Origin of the sequence: Undibacterium sp. Di27W (assembly GCF_049340345.1) — a bacterium.
Taxonomy (GTDB): Bacteria; Pseudomonadota; Gammaproteobacteria; order Burkholderiales; family Burkholderiaceae_D; genus Undibacterium.
Map to the genome: position 1 here is coordinate 1 of NZ_JBMPOS010000147.1, position 311 is coordinate 311.

A 311-nucleotide genomic window follows, 5' to 3' on the forward strand; every position below is an offset into this window, starting at 1 on the left:
GCCAGCCCCATCACGGTCAGTAGCCTGAGCGCCAGTCAGAGTGGTATAGGCCAGGCGATCAATGGCAGCTTCTCTGTCAGTGGTTCCAGTGTCGGCATGCTGCGCATACATGCCGGTACATCCGCCTCTAATTCTGCTTGCTATATGGATTTGAATGCGGGGACCGGAAGCAAAAGCTTCAGCTTTACAGGTAACTGGGCCAGTGAAAATGGCTTGAGTTGTGCTGCGCTATTACCTGCATCCGGCTCTACTGCCAATATTGTCTTTAAGGTCGAGGCCCGTGACAATGCCAACAATCTTGCCAATAATGG

The 311-nt window shown here is 52.4% G+C and carries 1 protein-coding gene; it reads left to right on the plus strand.

Features of this window, described 5'->3' with window-relative positions:
* The coding region (locus ACO0LF_RS31680; protein WP_423021417.1) for a hypothetical protein at positions 1–311 on the plus strand (311 nt) is incomplete at both ends.